The 15891-nt window shown below is 63.4% G+C and carries 17 protein-coding genes; 7 read left to right on the top strand and 10 right to left on the bottom strand.

Annotation, left to right across the window (positions count from 1 at the left end):
• Positions 1–330 carry a ribosome silencing factor gene (rsfS, locus tag D3M59_RS04455; protein WP_119532869.1) on the bottom strand — a complete coding sequence of 110 codons (330 nt, stop codon included), beginning with the start codon at positions 328–330 and terminating at the stop codon, positions 1–3.
• A gap of 77 nt (positions 331–407) precedes the next feature.
• A complete protein-coding gene (locus tag D3M59_RS04450) occupies positions 408–1031 on the bottom strand; it encodes a nicotinate-nucleotide adenylyltransferase (protein WP_119531952.1) in 624 nt (207 codons plus the stop codon).
• A gap of 73 nt (positions 1032–1104) precedes the next feature.
• On the opposite strand from D3M59_RS04450, the gene D3M59_RS04445 reads away from it, so the two are divergent.
• Complete coding sequence (locus D3M59_RS04445; protein ID WP_119531950.1) at positions 1105–2145, top strand: DUF3667 domain-containing protein; 1041 nt, start codon at positions 1105–1107, stop codon at positions 2143–2145.
• On the opposite strand, the gene D3M59_RS04440 is transcribed toward D3M59_RS04445, so the two are convergent.
• The 3 genes from D3M59_RS04440 to D3M59_RS04430 form a co-directional block, all read right to left on the bottom strand.
• The gene (locus tag D3M59_RS04440; RefSeq protein WP_147416699.1) at positions 2142–2525 is read right to left on the bottom strand and encodes a hypothetical protein; all 384 of its coding nucleotides are present in this window, start codon (positions 2523–2525) and stop codon (positions 2142–2144) included. The two genes, D3M59_RS04445 and D3M59_RS04440, sit on opposite strands and share 4 nt — an antisense overlap.
• 67 nt (positions 2526–2592) lie before the next feature.
• Complete coding sequence (gene ftsH, locus D3M59_RS04435; RefSeq protein ID WP_119531946.1) at positions 2593–4548, bottom strand: ATP-dependent zinc metalloprotease FtsH; 1956 nt, start codon at positions 4546–4548, stop codon at positions 2593–2595.
• A gap of 78 nt (positions 4549–4626) precedes the next feature.
• Positions 4627–5355: an SDR family NAD(P)-dependent oxidoreductase gene (locus D3M59_RS04430; protein ID WP_119531944.1), complete on the bottom strand. Its 729-nt coding sequence runs from the start codon at positions 5353–5355 to the stop codon at positions 4627–4629.
• A gap of 255 nt (positions 5356–5610) precedes the next feature.
• On the opposite strand from D3M59_RS04430, the gene D3M59_RS04425 reads away from it, so the two are divergent.
• Positions 5611–6306, top strand: coding sequence for a type 1 glutamine amidotransferase domain-containing protein (locus tag D3M59_RS04425; RefSeq protein ID WP_119531942.1), 696 nt, complete (start codon positions 5611–5613; stop codon positions 6304–6306).
• A 30-nt stretch (positions 6307–6336) separates the two neighbouring features.
• Here the strand turns inward: D3M59_RS04425 and tilS are convergent, their stop codons facing one another.
• The 5 genes from tilS to D3M59_RS04400 all read right to left on the bottom strand — a co-directional run bounded on the left by tilS (position 6337) and on the right by D3M59_RS04400 (position 11896).
• Complete coding sequence (gene tilS, locus D3M59_RS04420) at positions 6337–7290, bottom strand: tRNA lysidine(34) synthetase TilS (protein ID WP_233543129.1); 954 nt, start codon at positions 7288–7290, stop codon at positions 6337–6339.
• A gap of 4 nt (positions 7291–7294) precedes the next feature.
• Entirely contained in the window at positions 7295–8182 is an 888-nt protein-coding gene (locus D3M59_RS04415; protein ID WP_119531938.1) for a tetratricopeptide repeat protein, read from the bottom strand.
• A 64-nt stretch (positions 8183–8246) separates the two neighbouring features.
• Positions 8247–9164, bottom strand: a complete 918-nt coding sequence (locus D3M59_RS04410; RefSeq protein ID WP_119531936.1) for a helix-turn-helix domain-containing protein — start codon at positions 9162–9164, stop codon at positions 8247–8249.
• Positions 9165–9246: 82 nt separating this feature from the next.
• Positions 9247–11511, bottom strand: coding sequence for a phosphoenolpyruvate--protein phosphotransferase (gene ptsP, locus D3M59_RS04405; RefSeq protein WP_119531934.1), 2265 nt, complete (start codon positions 11509–11511; stop codon positions 9247–9249).
• 97 nt (positions 11512–11608) lie between these two features.
• Complete coding sequence (locus D3M59_RS04400) at positions 11609–11896, bottom strand: helix-turn-helix domain-containing protein (RefSeq protein WP_119531932.1); 288 nt, start codon at positions 11894–11896, stop codon at positions 11609–11611.
• Between the two features lie 271 nt (positions 11897–12167).
• On the opposite strand from D3M59_RS04400, the gene D3M59_RS04395 reads away from it, so the two are divergent.
• The 5 genes from D3M59_RS04395 to D3M59_RS04375 all read left to right on the top strand — a co-directional run bounded on the left by D3M59_RS04395 (position 12168) and on the right by D3M59_RS04375 (position 15885).
• On the top strand, positions 12168–12830 hold the full coding sequence (locus D3M59_RS04395; RefSeq protein ID WP_119531930.1) for a helix-turn-helix transcriptional regulator: 663 nt from the start codon (positions 12168–12170) through the stop codon (positions 12828–12830).
• 319 nt (positions 12831–13149) lie between these two features.
• The gene (locus D3M59_RS04390) at positions 13150–13512 is read left to right on the top strand and encodes a hypothetical protein (protein WP_147416697.1); all 363 of its coding nucleotides are present in this window, start codon (positions 13150–13152) and stop codon (positions 13510–13512) included.
• Between the two features lie 52 nt (positions 13513–13564).
• The gene (locus D3M59_RS04385) at positions 13565–14155 is read left to right on the top strand and encodes a hypothetical protein (RefSeq protein WP_147416696.1); all 591 of its coding nucleotides are present in this window, start codon (positions 13565–13567) and stop codon (positions 14153–14155) included.
• Between the two features lie 19 nt (positions 14156–14174).
• Complete coding sequence (locus D3M59_RS04380; RefSeq protein ID WP_119531924.1) at positions 14175–15095, top strand: hypothetical protein; 921 nt, start codon at positions 14175–14177, stop codon at positions 15093–15095.
• 55 nt (positions 15096–15150) lie between these two features.
• Positions 15151–15885: a C39 family peptidase gene (locus tag D3M59_RS04375; RefSeq protein WP_119531922.1), complete on the top strand. Its 735-nt coding sequence runs from the start codon at positions 15151–15153 to the stop codon at positions 15883–15885.
• Positions 15886–15891 lie beyond the last annotated feature (6 nt).

Below are 15891 nucleotides of genomic sequence, written 5' to 3'. Positions count from 1 at the left end.
TCAGGCGCCGGGCGTCGCCGCCTTGGGCGCGGCTTCGTCGCCAAAGGCCCACATACGCTCAAGGTTGTAGAAGGTGCGAACTTCGGGCCGGAACAGGTGGACGATCACGTCGTCCGCGTCGATCAGCACCCAATCGGCAACTGGCAAGCCTTCAATCCGGACGATGCGGCCGAACTGCTGCTTGATCTTGTCGGCCAGCTTGTTGGCCATCGACGCAACCTGGCGCGACGAGCGGCCCGACGCGATGACCATATGGTCGGCAATCGACGATTTGCCGGCAAGCGGGATCGACACGACTTCGACCGCCTGGTCATCGTCGAGTGATTGCATGACGAGCTTGTGCAGCGCCTCGACGTCAACCGGCTCGGCTGAGGCAGCGGCAGGCGCATTCACGGGATCGGCCAAGGTTACTCCTTCGGTGTGGATGACGCGCGCCGTACAATATTGGAAAATCGGCGGTGCCAGTCAGGGTTTAGCGCGCGCAGGCGAGTGGCGGAGGTTCGGTCGGGCGGCAGGCGAAGGAAAATAATCGCCGGTGCACTCCAGTCCGTCCAGCTCCTTGCCATGGCTGCGGGGTGGACGAACCGTCGCAACCAACCCATCGCGCGCGCCGCGCGGGCATCGTCATCATAGCCCGGGCGGGAAAGCACCGCAATCGGCACCATGCGAGCCAGTCGCCGCCAGTCTTTCCACTGGTGGAATTGGGCCACAGTGTCTGCACCCATTAACCAGATGAACTGCTTTCTCGGATAGCGGGCGAGAAGCGCTTCGATCGTATCGACCGTGTAGCGGGTGCCGGCCTTCGCCTCGAAACCGCTGACCAAGATGCGGCTGCGCCGCGCCATGAGCCGCGCCGATGCAAGCCGCGCTTCGAACGGGGCCATGCCGGCCCCCGGCTTCAACGGGTTGCCCGGCGACACCAGCCACCAGATTTCGTCGAGGCCGAGCGCTTCCATTGCCGCAAGACTCAAACGCCGATGCCCGATGTGCGCGGGATTGAAGCTTCCGCCGAGAAGACCGATGCGCTGCATTCGCTTCGCTGGCTAGCATCCCCTCTCGACCCACGCCACTGCCCGGGATTATGATGGGACAAGGGGGACCACAATGGGTGAATTCGAAGCGATCGGCGAAGTCGTGACGGGGGCGATGGCGGGCCGTGCCTTCGAACCGAAGGCGGGCGAGGTCGGACAGGACGGCCATACGCGCGAGCGCAACTGCCTGAATTGTGGGACGCCGCTTACGGGGGACTTCTGCCATGCGTGCGGGCAGCACGCGCATATCCACCGAACGCTAACCGCGTTCTTTCACGACCTGCTTCACGGGGTGCTGCATTTCGAGGGGAAGACTTGGCGGACGTTGCCCTTGCTGGCGTGGAAACCGGGAGAGCTGACGCGGCGCTACATCGAGGGAGAACGTGCCAAGTTTGTCTCGCCTATCGCATTGTTTTTGTTTAGTGTTTTCCTGATGTTTGCTGCCGCAAGCATGCTCGGCGGGCTGGGCGGTTTTCCCGAGCAGGCCAAGATCGGCATGGAACAGGAGATTCGGGATAGCCAAGCGAAGCTGGCCAAGCTGGAAGCGGAGCGCGCTGCGGCGGAAAATGCCGGCCAGCCCGTGGCAAAACTCGACGAGCGGATTGGCGACCTGAAGAAGGAAATCAATGCGATCGAGGGCGTGAAGACGGGCAAGATCGATACCGCGGAATTGCAGCTGGACGGCCTGCCCGGATGGATCGGGAGCGGGGTGAGCAAGGCGTCGAAGAACCCGGAACTGATTGCCTACAAGCTGAAGACAAATGCTTATAAGTTCAGCTGGCTGATCATCCCGCTGTCGGTGCCGTTCGTTTGGATGCTGTTCCCCTTTAGCCGTTGCTTCCGGCTGTACGATCATACGGTGTTCGTCACCTACTCGCTCTGCTTCATGAGCCTGCTGGTCGTAGCCGGCTTGCTGTTTGGCTCGATCGGCATGACGAGCGCGGCGGGGCTGCTGTGGGTGATCCCGCCGTTCCATATGTACCGCCAGCTCAAGGGCGCCTACGCGCTGGGCCGAGGCGGCGCATTGTGGCGGACGGTGTTGTTGACCGTATTCGCAATGGTCGTTGTGGGACTCTTTTCGGCCAGCCTGGTTGGGATGGGGACGTTCGACTAGCTTTTCAGGCAGGGGAATTTGATGACTAGGATCCGAGTCATTGCCTCGGTCATGTCGATGCGCGCGCGGTCGGTTTGCGGAATGGCGCCAAGCCGCTTCATAAATTCGGTCGAGCCCAGAGACTGCTTGCCGGGCGGCGGGCAGTAGCGGACCGGGCGGCCCTCACGCTGGGCGGTGACGCGATGTGCCCTTGCCCGTTCGCCGGCCGCCTTGCCCTCCTTCATCAGAAGCTTCACGTCGCCCGAGAAAAGGGCCATCGGCCCCTTCTTCTGAAGCGCTAGGGCTTTCTGGTAGAAGACCTCAGCATTCATGGTTTGCGCGCTGGCGGCAGCGGGCCAAGCGGCCACCACCCCCGCAGCAAGCAACACTGTCCAATGCATCAGCGCCTCTTCAGCTAGTCTTATCGACTAGGGCAGGGAGGCGCCGCATGCCAGTTTAACTGAAGGATCAAGCGCCCGCTGGCGCCGCGCCGCCGATGCCGGGTTTTGGCCGCTTCGACTTCGGAATGGACGATCCGGCCGCCGGCAGGTGGGGCTTGTTCGAGGAGCCGCGATCGATCGTCCCTCCGTCGAGGATCGTCTTGATCTCATCGCCCGAGAGCGTCTCATATTCCAGCAGTGCCTGAGCGAGCGATTCCAGCTCGTCGCTATGTTCCTTCAACAGGAACTTGGCGCGATCGTAGCCTGCCTCGACGATGCGACGGATTTCCTTGTCGATCGCGCGCGCGGTCTCGTCCGACATCTGCCGCTGGCGGTTCATCGAATAGCCGAGGAATACTTCCTCGTCGGCTTCCGCATATTGCAGTGGTCCGAGCGCGTCCGACATGCCCCAGCGGGTGACCATGTCGCGGGCAAGGCCGGTCGCATACTGGATGTCAGACGACGCACCGCTCGAGACCTTGTCGTGGCCGAAAATCACTTCCTCCGCGACGCGGCCGCCCATGGCGACGGCGAGGTTCGCGTACATCTTGTCGCGGTGATAGCTGTAGCTATCGCGTTCCGGCAGTCGCATGACCATGCCCAGCGCACGACCACGCGGAATGATCGTCGCCTTATGGATCGGGTCCGATGCCGGTTCGTGGAGAGCGACGATGGCGTGACCGGCCTCATGATAGGCGGTCATCTTCTTTTCGTCCTCAGTCATCACCATGGACTTTCGTTCGGTGCCCATGAGCACCTTATCCTTGGCTTCCTCGAACTCCTGTGCGGCGACGAGGCGCTTGCCCTTGCGGGCGGCCAGCAGCGCCGCTTCGTTGACGAGGTTGGCGAGGTCTGCACCCGAAAAACCCGGCGTGCCGCGCGCGATGACGCGGGCGTCCACGTCGGGTGCCAGCGGAACCTTCTTCATGTGGACCTGGAGGATCTGTTCGCGGCCGTCGATGTCGGGACGCGGCACGACCACCTGGCGGTCGAAGCGGCCCGGACGCAGCAGGGCGGGGTCGAGTACGTCGGGACGGTTGGTCGCGGCGATGATGATAATCCCCTCGTTCGCCTCGAAGCCGTCCATTTCGACGAGCAGCTGGTTGAGCGTCTGCTCGCGCTCGTCATTGCCGTTGCCAAGGCCGGCACCGCGATGGCGGCCGACGGCGTCGATCTCGTCGATAAACAGGATACAGGGCGCTGACTTCTTCGCCTGCTCAAACATGTCGCGCACGCGACTAGCGCCGACACCGACGAACATCTCGACGAAATCGGAGCCGGAGATGGTGAAGAAGGGAACGCCTGCCTCACCCGCGATCGCGCGGGCGAGCAGCGTCTTGCCGGTGCCGGGCGAGCCGACCAGCAGCGCACCCTTCGGGATCTTGCCGCCGAGACGGGCGAACTTGCCCGGATCCTTCAAATATTCGACGATCTCCTGAAGTTCTTCGCGGGCTTCGTCGATGCCGGCGACGTCGGCGAAGGTCACGCGGCCCTGCTTTTCTGTTAGCATCCGGGCGCGGCTCTTACCGAAGCCCATCGCGCCCCCGCCCGCATTTTTCTGCATCTGGCGCATGACGAAGAAGCTGATCGCCAGGATCAGCAAGAAGGGCAGGGACTGGTAGAGAAGGATTAGCCAGACGCTCGACTGTTCTTCGGCCTTTACGGCGACACCGACGCCCTTGGAAATCAGCCGATCGGAGACGTTGGCATCAGCCGGAGCGATCGTGCGGAAGGCCTTGCCGTCGGCGAGCTTGCCGCTGACCGTCACATTGCCCGACGCCGAATTGGCGATGGTGACTGACTGGACATTGCCTTCGTCGACCTGCTTCACGAATTCGGAATAGGCTAGGGGGTCGCCTTGCGCGGCGCTGCCACTATCGAAAGCGCGCACGAACAGCACCAGCCCAAACAGCACTGCCACCCAGATGAGCAGCGACTTGGTCCAGGGATTGCCGGGCTTCTTGCCTTGGTTCTTCTCGTCCACGTTCGTTGAATCTCCTATGCGCCGCTAAAATAGGCGCATCTGCCTTAATAACAATGGAATGGCGGCGGGATTCGGGCGCTAGGGCCTGATCCGTGCACCGTCCCACGCAAAGCAATCACCCGACTGGGCCGGGGTCAGGCGCTCGATCACGTCGACGAGGCTCGCGGCCGATTGCTCGGCGGTGAACAGCCGCTCCCGCGGTACCCTGCGTTGGAACGGCTTGCTGAGCTTCGTGTCTACGGTGCCGGGATGAAGGCCGACGCAGACCGCATCGGAGCGCGTTCGCCGCACTTCGATCGCCAGCGTTTTGACCAGCATATTGAGCGCCGCCTTCGAGGCGCGATAGCCGTACCAGCCACCGAGCCGGTTGTCCGAGATACTGCCGACGCGGGCCGACAGGGCAGCGAAGACGCAGCGGCCTTTTCGAGGCAGCAAAGGAATGAAGTGCTTCGCCACTAGCGCGGGACCGACGGAATTCACGGCAAAATAGTCAAGCAGGGTTTCAGTCCTTAGGTTGCGATACGTCTTTTCCGGCGCCACATTCGCGTTGTGCAGCAACCCTGTGGCGACGATGATGATGTCGAAGGGAGCGTTGCCGACCAACCGGGCCGCGGCGCTAGCGATGCTGGCTTCGTCAGTTATGTCGATACCGGAGCCGTCCGCCGCATCACCATGCGACCGTGAGAGTCCGGTCACCGCAAGCCCTCTTTCGCCGAGCGCTTTCGCCAAGGCCGCACCGATGCCGCCCGAACTGCCGATTACGATTGCGCGCCGGAGTTCTCGGGAATTGTCCTGTAACGAAGCCATGCTTTTCGTCTGCCACCATAGCCGCAAAAGGTCACCGAAGCTTACGTGGAAGGGGGCGTAAACTCTGCCAACTTTGTAACCTTGGCATGCGCACATGGCAGCCCACCCGGTATTCCGTTGAAAAGACCCGACGTAGGCATGGCACAGGCGGCCGGACGGGGTAGGACCGTAATTCTTGAACCCTCCGGCGAGGCTGGAAAGCAGCTGCCGTGTTCTTATCTCCGTGTAGGGCGGGCGACAGATGGAGATAGGCGCATGAAGATCCTCATGGTTCTCACCAGTCACGATCAGTTGGGTGACACCGGCAAGAAGACTGGCTTCTGGCTCGAAGAATTTGCTGCGCCATATTACGTCTTGAAGGACGCCGGCCACGAAATTACCCTGGCCAGTCCGAAGGGGGGGGAACCTCCGCTAGACCCGAAGAGCGACGAACCGGATGCGCAGACGGATGCTACCCGGCGCTTCAAGGACGACGCCGAAGCACAGGCGCAGCTCGCTTCCACGGAGCGGCTGGCATCAGTGCTGTCAGCGGACTTCGACGCAATCTTCTATCCGGGCGGCCACGGCCCACTGTGGGACCTCGCGCAAGATGCGCAATCAAAGGCGCTGATCGAGCAGGCGCTGGCCGATGGAAAGCCGGTGGCGCTGGTGTGCCATGCCCCGGCGGTGTTGCAGAATGTCGAGGCGCAAGCCGGTGGTCCGCTCGTGGCCGAAAAGTCCGTCACTGGCTTTACGAACGAAGAGGAGGAGGCTGTTGGCCTGACTGACGTCGTTCCGTTCCTACTGGAAGACAGGCTACAGCAACTCGGCGCGAAGTTCAGCAAGGCGGGTGCTTTCCAGCCCCATGTCGTGCGCGACGGCCTTCTCATTACAGGTCAGAATCCGCCGTCGAGCGAGGCGGCGGCCGAAGCGCTGCTTGAGGCATTGGCAGAAGTAACCGCAGACGCCTGATCGACGCCGTGACACCGATAGCATTCAAGCCTAGCGGCCTCGCGGCGGCTCATGCGCCAATCGCCAGTGGTCGCCCCCCTGCAGCTTCAGGCCAGATAGCGTGACGGTTTCGCCAGCCTCCAGCGCAGCCATCGCGCGGACAAGGTCAGGGCCGCGCGGGACGGGGGCGGCCAGCATGGCGAAGCCGGCAAGCAGCAGGCGACGGCGGAGCTCCCTAGGCAGGCCGGAAGGGTCGACCGTCACGCCGGGTTCGTCGTGCATCAGCCGCGTTTCGATCAGCGGGGCGAGGGCCCAGTCGAGCGCTTCGTCGGCATCGCGAAGCGCGGCGGCGCTGGCGGCAAGCCGGGAGGGGTCGGCCCAGTCTGCATCGGCCAGCACGCGGCGGAAGCGCGACCGATCATAGCGCGGATCGCGGTTGGTCGGGTCGTCAACGGCTTCCATTTCGGTGGCTTCGACGATCGCGGCGAGGTCGGCCCTGCGCCAGCCTAGCAGCGGACGAACGAGCATTACCCGTTCGGTCAGCGAGCGGCGGGGACGGGCGCCGCCGAGCCCGCGAACGCCCGCGCCGCGAGCGAGGCGCATCAGCAACGTCTCGGCTTGGTCGTCGGCATGGTGGGCGGCGGCGACGGCGGACAGACCGCGACCTTCCGCCCAATCGGCGAGCAGGCGATAGCGCATCGCTCGCGCCTCGGCCTGCATATTTGCGGACGGGGGGATGATCCAGTCGGCGGTGAGGATGGTGTGAGGAATGCCAAGCGTGTCGCAGATGGCAGCAACCTTTTCCGCCTCTGCGCGGCTGGCTTCGCGAAAGCCGTGATCGACCGTAGCCGCTTCGACCCGTCCCGGTCGGGCGGCTTTGGCGAGCAGGAGGAGGGCGAGGCTGTCCGCGCCGCCGGAGACGGCGACGCCAAGCCGTTTATCGGCGGGAAGAAGCGCGTCGAGGCCGGCGGCGAAGCGCGCGATGGCTTCGGCCGCCGGGATCATGGCATCAGCCGCACTTCGCCTCGGCCTTGGCGTTCGGGAGCGACGCCCTAAGTGGGGCCCGGAGCGAGGAACCGTAGACATCCTCCAGTTCCGCATAGGCCTTGCAGGCCTGCCCGGGCTGGCCGAGCTTCACGAGCGACTGGCCGAGGTAGAAGAGGCTGTCCTGCGCACGCTCGCCCTTCGGATCGCGGCGATAGTTCGCAAGCAGCGCCTCGGCGGCCGCGCGGGGCTGGCCCTTGTCGAGCATGGCGCGGCCGGCGAGGTTGTAGGCCCAGCTGGCGCGGCGGTGGCTTGGATATTTCTTGGCCATCGCCTGAAGCGTGGCAATCGCCTGGTCATACCGGCCGGCAGTCCATTGCTGGTAGCCGACGTCATATGCGGCCTCCGCATCGGCGTCGGCATTGCCGGTCGCCGAGGGAAGCTTCGGCGCTGCAATATTGCCGCCGGTTTCAACCTTGGGACGCGAGGGCGGGGGCGGGACGTCGGCTTCATCCTGCGGTTCGGCCACGGTCGCTCCGCCCGAAGCGGTGCCGGCTTCGACGGCGCGCAGGCGGTTGTCGAGCTCGGCGCGAAGACGAGCCACCTCGGCCTCCATTGTGCCGACGCGATTTCCGTTCTCTTCAGCTTGGCGCAGGATATCGGCCAGCTGCCGCTCCACCGCGTCAATGCGGTTGTTGAGCGCGCTCACGGACGACTGGGTTGCCGCCGGATCGTCGCTGAAGCCTGCCGTGTCGGCCGGCTCGCCGCGGGGGAAAACGCGCTTCTGGAGTTGCCGCGTCTGCTTTTCGAGGCGGTCGATGCGTTGTTCCGGAGTCGGGCGCTTCTGCGCCGCCGCGGGCGACATAGCGAGGGCGGCGATGGCAACGACAGGCAGTGCGGCACGAAAACGCATGATGTTCCTCAGATTCCTTCGATATGGGGCAAGACTGGCGAAGCGTGCATGTCCAGCCGATGAATTATTCCATTCCGGCGGTAGTGTTGGTCGCCGCGGGCACCTCTGTTGGCGCGCTAGCGGGGGTGGTCGCGGGCTCTGCGGCAGCAGGCGCGGCCGAGCGGGTCGGCGCCGGGCGGCCTGCGGGAGCGGAACGGGGTTCAGCTGCTGCTGCGGATGCTGTTGCAGGGGCTGACGCCGGGCGAAGCAGGTCTGCCCCAAGCAGGCTTACGCCGGAAACGCGCTGGCCCGCCGGCCCGACGGCCGGCGCATCCGCCGTGCCAACCGAAATGCGCAGCGCTTCGGGCTTGCCGGTGGTCAGGACTGGCGCGGTCGCGTTGGCGGGAACTTCATAGCTTTGGCCGGCAGCAAGCTCGCCCTGCTTAAGCACGGCGTCGCCGTCCTTGACTTGGATCCAGACGGGTTCGTTAGCGGTGAGGAGCACCGCGCCGCCTACGGCCGGCGGCGTGACAGGCGCGGGCGCAACGCCATTGTCGATGGCGGCGATGGCGTTTTCTTGCGCGGCGACGTCGCTTTCGAGCGAGCGGTTGCTGAACCAGGTGAGGCCGACGACAACCAGTGCGAGGAGGCCAAGCGCGCCGAACACGAGGCCCTTGGGCATGGTGCGCGCCGGATCGACCGCCTCATAAACTTCGGGGTAGATCGTCGTGGCGCGGGCGCTGCCGCCCATTTCGGCGCGAAGCTGCTCGCCGATTTCACCGCGGTCGAGGCCGACGGCGCCTGCGTAATTCTTGGCGAAGCCGATCGAATAGGTCGCGGCGGGAAGCTTGTCCCATTCGCTGGTTTCGAGGCTAGCCAAGTGGCGGGTCGGAATCCGGGTCGAGGCGGCGATATCCTCGATCGACAGGCCCTTTGCCTCGCGGGCTTCGCGCAAGCGCTGGCCGACCGTCATCGCGACCGTGTCAGATTCGGTTTCGTCCATCCTACTCCCCAACGCCGGACTGGCTCTTTGCGCCCGTTGTCGAGGGGCGGTGCCGCCCTGTCAACCGCGCGGTTCGTTTCGATTATCCTAGCGCCACGCCGTTCCGCTTCGCCCAGTCATGCAGTGACTTTCGCATGTTGGCGGGCGGCTTTACGAGCAGCGCCTCGACCTTGGTGCGGACCGCCCTCGCATCGACGGAGCGTATCATCGCCTTTACAGGTCCCACTGCGGCGGGCGTGATCGAGAAGCTTTCGATACCGATGCCCATGAGGGCCAGTGCCTCGAGCGGGCGTCCCGCCATCTCGCCGCAGACGCGGACCGGGACGCCGGCGGCATTTGCCTGGGCCGTAACCCTGCGGAGGAAGCGCAGGATCGCTGGGCTAAGCCAGTCGTAGCGGTCGGCGAGACGCGGGTCGGAGCGGTCGGCGGCGAACAGGAACTGCGTAAGATCGTTTGTCCCGATGGACAGGAAATCGATGCGTGGAAGCAGCAGGTCGAGCATCTCGGCCAGGCTTGGCACCTCTAGCATAGCGCCGAATTCGATGCGGGCGGGAAGGGGCCTCTTCGCACCCTGCGCCCACTCGATTTGTTCCTCGAACAGGGCGCGCGCTTCCTCATATTCCCAAGGCTCGGAGACCATCGGGAACATAACGCGCAGCACCTTGCCCGCCGATGCCTCCACTAGCGCGCGCGCTTGCGCCTTCATGAGCGCTTTGCGTTCGAGACTGAGGCGCAGCGCGCGCCAGCCCATCGCTGGGTTCTCGCTCTCGTCCTTTTCGTCGCTGAGATAGGGGAGCGCCTTGTCGCCGCCGATGTCGACCGTGCGGAACACGACTGGCTTATCTCCCGCGGCATCGAGGACGCTTTTATATAGCTTGAGCTGGCTTTCTCGCCCCGGCAGCGTGGCGGCGACAAGGAACTGGAATTCGGTTCGGAAAAGGCCGATGCCATCGGCGCCGGCGACTTCCAGCATTGAGGCGTCTTCGGCGAGACCAGCATTGACCATCAGAGTCAGCCGCTCGCCGTCCCTTGTCTCAGCTGGAAGGTTCTTGAGAGTTGCATATTCGGCGCGGCGCTTCTGGCTCATCGCCATGCGCTGGTCGAACGCGTTGGAGATTGGCCGGCTGGGGCGGACTATCACAGCGCCAGTGTCGCCATCGACCAGGATGGTGTCGCCTTCATTGGCAATGTGGCGGAAGTCCGCGACGCGACCGACGACCGGCACTCCCATGGCCCGCGCGACGATGGTGACGTGCGCGGTCAGTGAGCCTTCTTCCAGCACCACGCCCTTCAGCCGGCGGCGATCATATTCGAGAAGTTCGGCCGGACCCAGGTTCCGGGCGATGAGAATGGCGTCCTTGGACAACCCGGTTTGGGCCGCGGTGCCCATTCGGCCCGACACGATCCGCAACAAACGGTTGGATAGGTCCTCCAAGTCGTGCATCCGCTCCTTGAGGATCGGATCGTCGATATCCTGCATCCGCGCTCGGGTGCGCTGCTGGACCCTCTCGATCGCCGCTTCAGCGGTCAGGCCACTGTCGATCGCCTCGTTGATGCGCCGCGACCAGCCCTCGTCATAGGCGAACATTTTGTAGGTCTCGAGGATCTCGTTGTGTTCGCCCGCCGTGCCGAACTCGGCCTCGCGAGTCATATTGTCGATCTGCTCGCGCATCCGGCGGAAGGCGGAATAAACGCGGGCACGCTCGGCCTCGGTGTCTTCGGCGACTGTATGCTCGACGACGACGCGCGGCTGGTGGAAGACGGCGACACCGCGCCCCATGCCGGCGACCAGTTTGAGGCCGACCATGCGCTGCATACCCGCATCACGGCGGCCCGAGCGGGAGCCGTCGACCAGTCGGGCGCTGGCGAGCAATTCGGAAAGCACCATCGCCACCGTCTGCATCGCTTCGATTTCGACATCGTCGTAGCGGCGCGGCTCGGCATGTTGGACGGCGAGAACGCCGATCGCCTGCTCGCGCCGAATGATCGGCACGCCTGCAAAGCTGTGGAACCGCTCTTCCCCCGTTTCCGGACGATAGGCAAAGCTAGGATGCGATGCCGCCTCGGCGAGATTCAGGACCCGGCCTTCCTCGGCAATGGTGCCGACAAGACCCTCGCCCATTGACAGGCGGGTGACATGGACGGCTTCCTGGCGGAGGCCATGGGTCGCAGACAGTTCAAGTGCGTTGTCGCGAAGCAGATAGATCGAGCAGACCTCGCTCTGCATCGCGTCGGCGATCAGGTCGACGACTTTATCGAGCTTGGCTTGTGCCGAGCCGCGCTTGGCCATGATCTCGTGGAGACCCGTGAGGATTTCGCGGGCGGAAGCGGCGGCGGTCAGCGGCATGGACAAGCGCTAACAGATCGGATGCGCGAATGTCACGCGGCTCCGCACTTCATTCGGTGGATTGGCGCCGCCGAGCCCGGCGCACTGGCGAGCATGGCTACTCGCCTAGGTTGGGCGTAACGGCCTTGCCCTCACTGTGATTCACGTTGACTCCGCCAGGCCCAATACTGAGGGCGCCGGAAAGCACAGCCTGTGTGACCATATGGGCCTTGTTTCGGGCCCTGACCTTCAACCGTACCGAGTCGATGTGTCCCTCAACTGTGCGCGGGGCTATGCCGATCTGGCCGGCAATTTCCTTTGCGGACAATCCCTTGGCTACGAGTTCAAGTATCTCCTGTTCGCGGGGCGTAAGCGTGGGCTCGGCCCCGTCGCCTTTAAACGACATATCTCCCCCACACTCTACAAGCGGGCAGTGGGGATCCGCCCTGTTCAGTCCCCCGGCCGGACACCCGGCCAATGGCCTGAATACCACTTCAGAGCACGGATAGCTATTGTTCCACTCCCCAAACGTTAAATTAATATAAAACACGTATATTTAACGGGGGTAGAATCGGGGGGTAACTCACGGGGAGTGCTTGACCCGGTAGACAGCGAGCCGGACGGCGGTCACCCTTAACTAAAGTTAGTATCGTCAAAAGGGGGCTATTTTGGTCGGCGTGCTTGCAGTCGAGACGGTCGAAACGCGGCCATCCAACGTCAGCGCGCTGCGGTTCGGCCAGCTTTCGCCATCCCCGGACCTGCATGTCGAACTGGTGCAGCAGAACCCGGCGACCCTATCTTGCTGGGAGGCGCTCGACGGAAGAGCGAGAGCTCTGCTGAATGCTGCAGGACAGTTGGTCAATTGCGGCCAGTCGCTTCGCCGGATCATTGGCGAGGATCGAGATTTCCGAGCAGTATCCGGAATTATCCAGCCGATCGACACCCGATACCAGGCTCGGTTCCGTCGTCTTCACCAACCGCGAACGTCCGGTCTGATGACCGAGGTCTTTCCCATGCGTCACGACGACGGTCACTGGATATGCCGGTCCTCGACCCTTGAGGCGGCTGCGGGAGAATCCCTCTTCGCGCTAACTATCCAGAGAGCATCTCTTGAACAATCATCCGAATGGATTGAGTTCAGAGATGTATTCGACCTTACAAATACTGAAAGCCAGGTACTTGGGGAGTGTTTGCGCGGACTAACTCCGCAGGCAATTGCCGATTGCCATCATCTCTCGATCAACACCGTGAGGACGCACTTCCGGCACATCTACGAAAAGCTGGGCGTCAACAATATGCAGGACTTGCAGCGGAAATTGTCCGGGTACCGGCTTCGCTAAATCGCGCTGTCCTTCATCAATAAAACTTAATCAATGTTAATGACGCGGCGGAACGCGACTCGCTGTAATGCTCCGCACCAGGGTTGCTGGACTATCGGCTGACCGACTCGCGAAAGTCATTGTTGATGATCGCGGCGCACCGAACAGGGCCCTGGTGAATTGGAGGGTAGCTGACGTGGTCAGAAGACCGCATTTCGCGGATTCGAAACGCTTGTCCGCAAGGACAGTCCGATTTCAGCTGGTAGCGATCGGAGCGTCTTTAACCGCGCTGTCGTCCCCGGTGGCAGGAGCGGCCGTCAGCGAGCCGCCCGCTGGAGCCGTGATCTACATTCGTGACGTTCCCCATCGCCAGGCGCACCTGCCAGGCGAGCCGGGCCAGCCCAACTTTGTTGATGCCGGGCCGGACGAATTGATCATGACCGCGACGGGCATTGGCCTAAAGCCCCTGACCGACGAGCAGCAAAGCGCCGTCAGCGCTCCTATCCGACAAGTTTTCGGTGCTCCAACGAGTGCGACCGAGGGCTGGTCCGTGGCCGGTTTGGGCCAACCGGGTCAGCCGGCGCAAGGAGCGGGCTTGGTCGAGCGATCCAGCGGCATGGTGGGCGGTGCTGTTGGTGGCGCCGTATCGCAAGTCACTTCGGCGCTCTCCTCCGTCTCCAATGCTCTTGCAGGTCCCCGCTGACATGGCGCGCAACATCCCCCGTGCAAGTCGTCAGCTGCCAGTTGCTAGCCTGGTGGCGGTCGCCGCCTCAATCGGTACGTCGGCTTTCGCGCAGGATGCCACCCCTGTCGCTGTGGCCGAACCGATGGACGTCGCGATCGTCAGCGGGGACACCCCAAGCCAGGGCGAGGGGCGGATCGCCGTCAATATCGCCAGCGGCAATGGAAATCAGCAACTCGGAACGCTCGTGGTCGCCAATGGCCAGATGGCGGGCGGCGCGAGCACAGTCCACCAGCATCAAGGCGGAACGTCGGGCGATCGAGCGACATTCGCCGTCATTGAAAGTGGTGCCTTCGCCGGCATGCGCGGCGCGATCAGCGTCAACGTCGCAGCCGGCAGCGCAAACCAAGAGGCCAACATCGCCATCATTGCAACAGGACTTGAGGGGCGCACGGTCAGCGATTTGCAGCTGTCCCAGACGCGCTCCTCGACACAGCCGGTCGGTGGATCTGGCCAGCCTTCCGCCCCCAACGACGTCGCAAAACTTGCGCCGGACGCGTTTGAGGGCAGCCAAGGACTGATCCAGGTCAACCTCATCGGGGGCGAGCGCAACAGCTCCGCCAATACCTTCGCGCTGAACATGTCGGCCGGGGGCAATCCATGACGCTTGAAGGAGGAAATCGATGAAAAGGAATATTCTTCTGGCCGCGGTCGGAACGGCCGCCCTGACCGTTGCCGCTCCTGCGCTCGCGCAGGATTTCTGGAGCGGCGGCGGAAACGATCCATCGCTCGACATCGAAGTCGATTATGATTCCTACGTGAATTCGGACATCGACAGCGACGTCGAATATCGCAAGGACGTCAAGCTGGAAGGCGAGGTCGAGCTGAAGGGCGAGATCCGAGTCGACAGCTCGGCCGTTGCCATCAACGACCCGGCCCAGATGCTCGACGATCTCGATGTCGAAGCTGCCGGCGATAATCGCGTCCGCGAATTTGAAATCGGCGGAACCGGCAACATTGGCGCCAACCTCGCGGCCGGCACGCTCAACCAACAGATGAACTCGGCCGTCATCGCGGTGTCCGAATATCTGGCCAATGACGACGAAGCGTCGCGTCGCGGCGGGGGTTGGGATGACCATGACGATTCGAGCGGCGGTTGGGCTGAGGCCACCACCACGGCCGTCCAATCGTTGAACGACCTGACCTACGATCCCGAAAAGGACCGCGACGGTCATCACGGCAACCACCGCTTTAACGGCGATTACGATGATGATGATGGCAGCAATGTTGCCAATCGCGTCGCGGGCGGTTCGGTCGCTGGTAGCGGCAACATTGGCGTCAACGCGGCAGCGGGCGCATTCAACCAGCAAGCCAATTTGATGACGATCGCGGTCGCCACCAATTCCGCCCTGGCTGAAGCGAACGCCGGACTACTGCAGAGCGCAATGAACTCCGACATCGAAGCCAGCACTGGCAACAATGTCGTGGGTGGATTGACGATCGATGCCGCATCGACCGGCAACATCGGCGTCAACCTGGCCGCCGGCGTCGGCAACCAGCAGATCAACGCGCTGACCATTGCCAGCACGAGCACTGGCGACTGAGTGACGACTTCTGGAGGGGGTCAACCGGCCCCCTCCAGCCTTTTTGGAGTTCAGCGTGGCGACCATTTCTTCCCGACCCAGCCTGTTCCGCGAGGCCGCAAGCGCCGCCCTGTTGGGCGTCGCTGCCGGATGCACGACGGCGCCCGCGGGTCCTGCTCAGCTATGGATGGGCCAGGTCAGCCAAGGCGCTCCCACGCAAACCGTCGCGCTCAAAAGCTGGAAGGAACTGAAATTCGACAGCCTGGTTCGCCAGCAAACGGACTTCAGCTGCGGCGCGGCCGCGATGGCGACCATCTTCAAATACGCCTACGGCAAACGGACGACCGAGCGGCAGGTGCTCGTCAACATGCTGAAGGTTGCTGATCCCGACCTAGTCCGGGAAAAGGGCTTTTCACTTTTGGACATGAAACATTACGCCCGGGCGGTCGGAATGGCCGCCGAGGGATACCAGGTTGAGTATGACGCGCTGCGCGATCTGAAAGTGCCCGCGATCGCGCTCCTCAACCTGCGCGGCTACAAACATTTCGTGGTAATCCGCAAAGCGGATTCCAACTTCGTCCACGTTGGTGATCCCGCGCTAGGCAACCGGGTGATGAGCCGCGCCCAATTCGAACAGGCCTGGAACAAGGTAGTGTTCGTCATGACCGGCAAGGGATTCAATCCCGACACCGTCCTTCTCAATCCGCCGCCGCCCCTGTCCGCAAGGCGCCTGTTCGGTGAGCGGTCCCCTGTCTTCAACGCCGACGCCGCGGAGTTCGGCTTCGGCCCGGCGTTCAGCTTCAGGCTTTAGGGAGGT

This window comes from Sphingomonas edaphi (assembly GCF_003583725.1).
Classification (GTDB): domain Bacteria; phylum Pseudomonadota; class Alphaproteobacteria; order Sphingomonadales; family Sphingomonadaceae; genus Sphingomicrobium; species Sphingomicrobium edaphi.
The sequence above is the reverse complement of the archived record's forward strand: the minus strand, read 5'-3'. Positions and strand labels throughout refer to the sequence as shown.

What these genes read in the sequence shown, in the direction of transcription:
- D3M59_RS04400 (WP_119531932.1), bottom strand. Translation starts at nt 11,896, where the DNA reads ATGTCGTTTAAAGGCGACGGGGCCGAGCCCACGCTTACGCCCCGCGAA.
- D3M59_RS04380 (WP_119531924.1), top strand. Translation starts at nt 14,175, where the DNA reads ATGAAAAGGAATATTCTTCTGGCCGCGGTCGGAACGGCCGCCCTGACC.
- ptsP (WP_119531934.1), bottom strand. Translation starts at nt 11,511, where the DNA reads ATGCCGCTGACCGCCGCCGCTTCCGCCCGCGAAATCCTCACGGGTCTC.
- tilS (WP_233543129.1), bottom strand. Translation starts at nt 7,290, where the DNA reads ATGATCCCGGCGGCCGAAGCCATCGCGCGCTTCGCCGCCGGCCTCGAC.
- D3M59_RS04445 (WP_119531950.1), top strand. Translation starts at nt 1,105, where the DNA reads ATGGGTGAATTCGAAGCGATCGGCGAAGTCGTGACGGGGGCGATGGCG.
- D3M59_RS04430 (WP_119531944.1), bottom strand. Translation starts at nt 5,355, where the DNA reads ATGGCTTCGTTACAGGACAATTCCCGAGAACTCCGGCGCGCAATCGTA.
- D3M59_RS04415 (WP_119531938.1), bottom strand. Translation starts at nt 8,182, where the DNA reads ATGCGTTTTCGTGCCGCACTGCCTGTCGTTGCCATCGCCGCCCTCGCT.
- D3M59_RS04425 (WP_119531942.1), top strand. Translation starts at nt 5,611, where the DNA reads ATGAAGATCCTCATGGTTCTCACCAGTCACGATCAGTTGGGTGACACC.
- D3M59_RS04440 (WP_147416699.1), bottom strand. Translation starts at nt 2,525, where the DNA reads ATGCATTGGACAGTGTTGCTTGCTGCGGGGGTGGTGGCCGCTTGGCCC.
- D3M59_RS04410 (WP_119531936.1), bottom strand. Translation starts at nt 9,164, where the DNA reads ATGGACGAAACCGAATCTGACACGGTCGCGATGACGGTCGGCCAGCGC.
- rsfS (WP_119532869.1), bottom strand. Translation starts at nt 330, where the DNA reads ATGCAATCACTCGACGATGACCAGGCGGTCGAAGTCGTGTCGATCCCG.
- D3M59_RS04450 (WP_119531952.1), bottom strand. Translation starts at nt 1,031, where the DNA reads ATGCAGCGCATCGGTCTTCTCGGCGGAAGCTTCAATCCCGCGCACATC.